Below are 6,208 nucleotides of genomic sequence, written 5' to 3' on the forward strand. Positions count from 1 at the left end.
CTACTTCACCGGACCATACCCCGCCTTCGGCCGCCCCGCCTCATCCAGTTTGTCGCAAGCCCACAACAACCCCCGCGTGAACATGTCGAGAAACACCGGATCCGCAAAGGTGTAGTTGTTATGCGCCAGCGTCGTCCCAAACACCCGCCCCTTCCCATACGTGTTCACCCAGATCAGCGCGTGGCTCCGCTCCGTCTCCACCCACTGCCCGCTCCCGTCCTTCTTCTTGTCCGCCGCCGTCGCCAGCACCGTCGTATTCGAAAACACCTGGCTGATCGCGTACAGCTCCTCCGGCCCCGTCTTCCAGTCCGCCGGAAAACCCCGCAATATCGGATGCTCCGCCTTCACCAGCTTCACGTCCAGCGGATGCTGCGGGCCGTGTCCAAACGAGGCCACCCCCAGAAATTCCCGAAACACATTCGTCTTCAACGCCCGAAACGTGTGCATCGTGCAATGCACCACCACCGCCGGCACCCCCTCCCGATGCGGCTTGAGCACCCGCTCCACGTACTCCAAATCCTGGTCATCCGCAAAACATTCATTGTGGATCACCACATCATACCCCTTCGCCCAGTCCGGCTTCTGGTACAGGCTGTTCTCAATCCCCTGATACCGCGTCCCGCTCCCCCCGGCATGCACCACCGTGAACTCCACGTTCGCCCGCTGCTTCACCCCCGCCGGAATGATCTCCTTCTGCCGCTGATAATCGTGGCAGCACCCGCCGGTGATGTACAACACCTTGAGCGGCTCCGCCGCCCAGATCAGCCCCGCGCTCAGGGCCCAAAGCAATCCCACGTAAATGCGTGTCATCATCCCTTAACATATCCCTTCGCCCGCCCCCCGCCAAGCCTCTTTCGCCCCCCCGCTTTTCCTCCCCGCCTTGGACAGCCAATGTCCACCCCCTCATGCCATCCTCGGCCAAAACCACATGGATGTCCTATGACCAAAAAAGAACGCTTCATGACCTTTGTCTTCCTGGGGGCCATCGCCCGCGACCTCTCCCGCGGCACGCACGACTCCCAGCTCATCGCCCTCCAGGCCGATCAAATCCCCGAAACCGCCATCCCCTTGAACCCCTGGAATGCCGCCAAGGTCTTTCTCGCCTACGTGGACGGCCGCACCCACGCCCATCGCTGGATGCGCCTTCCGCGCGCGTGAATCTGCTCCCGGTTGAAAATTGCCGCCCCCCAAGGCATAATGGCGCCCGTGCATCCGCAGACTCAGGGTTTGACGCGGCGGCGTTTCCTCCAGCGCGCCTCGCGGGGCGCCGGCGCCCTCGCCCTCGCGGGCGCCGCCCAGCTCCTGGCTGCCTCCCGGGAACGCCTCCGCCTCCGCGTCGCCGTCATCGGCTGCGGCGGCGCGGGCACCGCCTGCGTCGGCGCCGCCGTCCACGAACGCCTCCTCGCCCTGGCGGATGTGGACGAACGCAAACTCGCCGCCGCCTGGCGCGCCGCCACCAGTTTCGGCCATCAACCCCGCGTCTTCCAGGACTACCGCCAATTGCTCGAAACCTGCGGCAACTCCCTCGAGGCCGTCTTCATCGCCACCCCCGACCATCACCACGCCCCCGCCGCCGCCCGCTGTCTGGCCCTCGGCATCCCTGTCTTTGTCGAAAAACCCCTCGCCCACAACCTCGCCGAGGCCCGCGCCCTCCGCCACGCCGCCCGCCGCGCCATGGTCCCCACCCAGATGGGCAACCAGGGCCACAGCCAGGACGGCTACCGCCTCCTCTGCGAACACCTCTGGGCCGGCGCCATCGGCCCCGTCCGCGAAACCCACAGCCTCCTCGAACGCGACCCCGCCCCCCTCCCGCCCTCCGCCCCGCCCGCCAACCCCCCGCCCTGGCTCGCGTGGGACCTCTGGCTCGGCCCCGCCCCCCCCCGCCCCTACCAGCCCCACCTCCACCCCGCCGGCTGGCGCCGCTGCGTGGACCTGGGCACCGGCGTCTTGGGCGACCTGGGCTGTCACGTCCTGGACGGCGTCTTCTGGGCCTTCAAATTGTGGCAGATTGACACTTATTCCGTCGCCTGCCTCGCCCAGTCCCCCGCCCCCCCCGGCCAGCACCCGCGCCACAATGTCACCCGCTGGCGCATCCCCGCCCGCCCCGACTTCCCCGCTCTCGACATCTTTGCCTACGACTCCGCCTGGCCCCCCAAAATCCGCGCCCTCGAACAGCAGCTCGGCGAAAAACTCCGCGGCGGCACCGTCTATTGGGGCGAGCGGGGCATCCTCTTCACCGGCCCCAACGGCGAAGGCCCGCGCTTCCTGCCCCCCAGTGAACACGACGCCTTCCCCCGCCCCCCCAAAAAAATCGAGCGCGCCGAAAAAAACGCTTTCCGCGAATTCCTCGACGCCTGCCGCGGACGCCCCCCCGCCGGCTCCAATTTCGAAATGGCCGGTCCGCTCACCGAATTTGTGCTCACCGGCGTCCTGGCCGCCCGCCTGGGACCCGGCCACGAGCTGACCTGGGACAGCCGCCGCCTCGCCGTCGTAGGCCGCGAGGACCTCCAGCCCCTGGTGCGCCGCTCCTACCGGCCCGGCTGGGAAGTGGAAGGGGTAAGCGCATGACCGCCTCCCCACAGCCACCGCCACCACCGCCCGCCGAGAGCGGCCCCCTGCCCGGCGCCCGCCTCGCCCTGGGCCTGCTCCTCGCCATCAACCTGTTCAACTACCTTGACCGCCAGGTGCTGGCCGCCGTCGTCCCCCACCTCAAATCCTCCCTCTTCCAAAGCGGCCAAAATCACGGCATGGAAAGTTTCCTGGCCTGGGCCGAACAACATCTCGGCTTCAAACCCGAAAACGCCCTCATCGGCCTCCTCTCCATGGCCTTCATGCTCTGCTACATGCTCGCCGCCCCCCTCTTCGGCCGCCTCGCCGTCCGCCACTCCCGCTGGCTCATCATCGGCCTGGCCGTCATGGCCTGGAGCCTCGCCAGCGGCGCCTCCGGCCTGGCCGTGACGTTCATCGGACTGCTCCTCACCCGCTGCCTGGTGGGCATCGGCGAAGCCGCCTACGGCCCCGCCGCCCCGGCGTTGCTCTCCGATTATTTCCCCCTCCAGGTCCGCGGACGCATCTTGTCCGTCTTCTACCTCGCCATCCCCGTCGGCAGCGCCCTGGGCTATGTCCTCGGCGAGCAGGTCGCCAAATCCGGCCTCGGCGCCTGGGCGGCCACCTGGCTCGGCCGCGAAACCGAAAGCTGGCGCTGGGCCTTCTACCTCGTGGTGCCGCCCGGCCTGGCCCTCGGCCTCTGGGCCATGTTTCTCCGTGAGCCGCTCAAAGCCGGCGCGCCCACCCCTAAATGCAGTGCCGGCCTGCGCGACTACCTCGGCTTCTTCCGCATCCCCTCCTTCGTCTATTGCACCCTCGGCATGGCCGCCATGACCTTTGCCATCGGCGGCATCGGTTTCTGGATGCCCTATTTCCTCGAGCACCTCCCCGGCAAGCCCGGCTCGCCCACCACCATCTTTGGCCTCCTCACCGTCGTCGCCGGCCTCGCCGCCACCCTCGCCGGCGGCTGGGCCGGCGACCGCCTCCGCCAGCGTTTCCCCGGCTCCTATTTCCTGGTCAGCGGCATCGCCATGCTCGTCGGCTTCCCCCTCTTCCTGGCTGCCCTGTTTGCCGGCTACCCCTATATCTGGCCCGGCATTTTCCTGGCCTGTTTCTGCCTCTTCTTCAACACCGGCCCCACCAACACCATCCTCGCCAACGTCTCCCCCGCCCGCCTCCGCCCCGCCGCCTTTGCCCTGAACATTTTAATCATCCACTTGTTGGGCGATGTCATCTCCCCCGTCATCGTCGGCCTGGTCGCCGACCGCTGGAGTTTGCGCGCAGGCTTTCTCCTGGTGGGCCTCATGTTTCTGGTGAGCGGCGCCTTGTGGCTGGCCGGCGCCCGCCACCTGGCGCGCGACACCGCCCGCGCCGCCGCCGACACCCCCGGCCACCCCACCACTTCCCCTTGACCTATGGCATCTCTCCCCTGGACCATTCGCTGGTTGCAACGCCTCATCCGCCTCGTGTTGCGGCTCTTCTACCGTTTCCGCGCCTACAACACCGACGTGCTCCAAACGCCCGGGCCGGTCTTGCTGACCCCCAATCACCTCACCTGGATTGACTGGCTCTTCCTCATCGCCCACGTGGACCATCGCTGGCGGTTTGTCACCAGCCGCGCCACCGCCCAAACCTCACCCCTCCACCGCTGGATCATGATCAACCGCTTCACCTTCCCCATTGACACCGCCTCCCCCTATGCCGTCAAACAAATGGCCGAACACCTCCTCCAGGGCGGACGCCTCGTCCTCTTCCCCGAAGGCCGCATGTCCCGCACCGGCGCCCTCATGAAGCTCTACGAAGGCACCGGCTTCCTGCTCTTCAAAACCCGCGCCCAGGTCATCCCCTGCTACCTCCGCGGCGCCCAGCGCATCTCCTGGGCCAAACACCGCGGCTGGAAACGCTGGTTCCACCCCGTCAGCGTCCACTACGGCAACCCCCTCTCCCCGCCCCAATTCCCCGGCCTCAGCACCACCGCCGCCCGCCTGCGCCTCACCCGCTGGCTCCGCGACGTCATGCTCGAACACCAACTGGCCGTCGAGCAGTCCTTCGGCCCTCCCACCGTCACCGCCGCCCTCCTCCACATGGCCGCCGCCCGCCCCCGCTTCAAGGCCCTGGAAGATGTCACCGGCCAGAAACTCACCTACCGCCGCCTCGTCGTCGGCGCCGAACTCCTGGCCCATCTCTGGCGCGCCCAACTGCCCCCGGACACCCTCCGCGTCGGCGTCCTCCTCCCCAACGCCAACGCCCTCCCCGTCTCCCTCCTCAGCCTCTGGCTCGCCGGCAAAGTCCCCGCCCTCCTCAATTTCACCACCGGCCCCGCCATCATGCTGGCCTGCGCCCAACTCGCCGGCCTGCGCCACATCATCACCTCCCGCGCCTTCCTCACCCGCGCCCGCCTCCGCCTCGAACCCCTCCAGCAGGCCGGCCTCGAGCTGATCTATCTCGAAGCCCTCCGCCACCAAATCCCGCCCCTCCGGCGGCTCACCCGCCTCCTCGCCCGCTGCCTCCGCATGCCGCGCTCAAACCCCCTCGTCCCCGAACACCGCGACGCCACCGCCGTCATCCTCTTCACCAGCGGCTCCGAAGGCGTGCCCAAGGGCGTCGAGCTCACCCACGGCAACCTACTCGCCAACATCCGCCAGTTGTTTGCCGCCGTCCCCTTTCAGGACGATGACCGCTTCTTCAACGCCCTGCCCCTCTTCCACAGCTTCGGCCTCACCGCCGGCACCCTCGCCCCTCTCACCCGCGGACTCGGCCTCTTCCTCTACCCCTCCCCCCTCCATTACCGCCTCGTGCCCGAAGCCTTTTATGACCGCGCCTGCACCGTCCTCCTCGGCACCAACACCTTCCTCAACGGCTACGCCCGCCGCGCCCACCCCTACGATTTCTACCAGCTCCGCTACCTCTTCGCCGGCGCAGAAAAAGTCCAGGAATCCACCGCCCAATTCTACGCCCGCCACTTCGGCGTCCGCATCCTCGAAGGCTACGGCGCCACCGAATGCAGCCCCGTCATCGCCGTCAACTCCCCCCTCGAACCCCGTTTCGGCACCGCCGGCCGACTCCTCCCCGGCATGGATTACCGCCTCGAACCCGTCGAAGGCGTACCCCAGGGCGGACGCCTCCTCGTCCGCGGGCCCAACGTCATGAAAGGCTACCTCAACCCCGAAGCCCACGCCGCCTTCCAAGCCCTCGGCGGCTGGTACGACACCGGCGACATCGCCCTGGTGGACGAAGATCGCTACGTCACCCTCCTCGGACGCCTCAAGCGCTTCGCCAAAATCAGCGGTGAAATGATCAGCCTCACCGCCGTCGAAGAAGCCCTCGCCGGCGCCTTCCCCAAGTACGGCCAGCGCTGCGCCGTCGCCGTCCTCAGCCAGCCCGACCCCGAAAAAGGCGAGCGCCTCGTTGCCGTGGCCAATGATGAGCGCGTCACCGTCGAAGATTTGCGCCAGGCCATCCTCCTCCGCGGCCTGCCCGCCCTCTGCGTGCCCCGCGAACTCGTCTATCTGCGCGAGCTGCCCCTCCTCGGCACCGGCAAAATCAACTACCGCGAACTCAAACGCTGGTTGGAAGAACGCAAAACCAAAGCCTGACCCCCCCCCCCCCCCCCCCCCCCCCAAAAAACCCCCCCCAAACCCCCACCCCCCCCCCCCCCCCC

At 67.9% G+C, this 6,208-nt stretch carries 5 protein-coding genes and 1 pseudogene; 5 read left to right on the forward strand and 1 reads right to left on the reverse strand.

Annotation, left to right across the window (positions count from 1 at the left end; genetic code table 11):
* On the reverse strand, positions 1-813 hold the full coding sequence (locus N3J91_16155) for a ThuA domain-containing protein (protein MCX8157946.1): 813 nt from the start codon (positions 811-813) through the stop codon (positions 1-3).
* A gap of 126 nt (positions 814-939) precedes the next feature.
* Here N3J91_16155 and N3J91_16160 point away from each other — a divergent pair, with 126 nt between their 5' ends.
* From N3J91_16160 to N3J91_16180, 5 genes and pseudogenes are all read left to right on the forward strand, one after another.
* Positions 940-1,158, forward strand: coding sequence for a hypothetical protein (locus tag N3J91_16160; protein MCX8157947.1), 219 nt, complete (start codon positions 940-942; stop codon positions 1,156-1,158).
* A 48-nt stretch (positions 1,159-1,206) separates the two neighbouring features.
* The gene (locus N3J91_16165; GenBank protein MCX8157948.1) at positions 1,207-2,568 is read left to right on the forward strand and encodes a Gfo/Idh/MocA family oxidoreductase; all 1,362 of its coding nucleotides are present in this window, start codon (positions 1,207-1,209) and stop codon (positions 2,566-2,568) included.
* On the forward strand, positions 2,565-3,959 hold the full coding sequence (locus tag N3J91_16170; GenBank protein MCX8157949.1) for an MFS transporter: 1,395 nt from the start codon (positions 2,565-2,567) through the stop codon (positions 3,957-3,959). Before N3J91_16165 ends, N3J91_16170 begins: the two co-directional genes overlap by 4 nt.
* A 3-nt stretch (positions 3,960-3,962) precedes the next feature.
* On the forward strand, positions 3,963-6,143 hold the full coding sequence (locus tag N3J91_16175) for an AMP-binding protein (protein ID MCX8157950.1): 2,181 nt from the start codon (positions 3,963-3,965) through the stop codon (positions 6,141-6,143).
* Positions 6,127-6,208, forward strand: a pseudogene (locus N3J91_16180) (DUF2497 domain-containing protein). Before N3J91_16175 ends, N3J91_16180 begins: the two are co-directional and overlap by 17 nt.

Source organism: Verrucomicrobiia bacterium, from assembly GCA_026414565.1.
In the GTDB taxonomy this organism is placed as follows: domain Bacteria; phylum Verrucomicrobiota; class Verrucomicrobiia; order Limisphaerales; family Fontisphaeraceae; genus Fontisphaera.

Excerpts from the sequence above, each read along its gene's own strand:
- N3J91_16160 (MCX8157947.1), top strand. The coding sequence starts at position 940 with ATGACCAAAAAAGAACGCTTCATGACCTTTGTCTTCCTGGGGGCCATC.
- N3J91_16175 (MCX8157950.1), top strand. The coding sequence starts at position 3,963 with ATGGCATCTCTCCCCTGGACCATTCGCTGGTTGCAACGCCTCATCCGC.
- N3J91_16155 (MCX8157946.1), bottom strand. The coding sequence starts at position 813 with ATGATGACACGCATTTACGTGGGATTGCTTTGGGCCCTGAGCGCGGGG.
- N3J91_16170 (MCX8157949.1), top strand. The coding sequence starts at position 2,565 with ATGACCGCCTCCCCACAGCCACCGCCACCACCGCCCGCCGAGAGCGGC.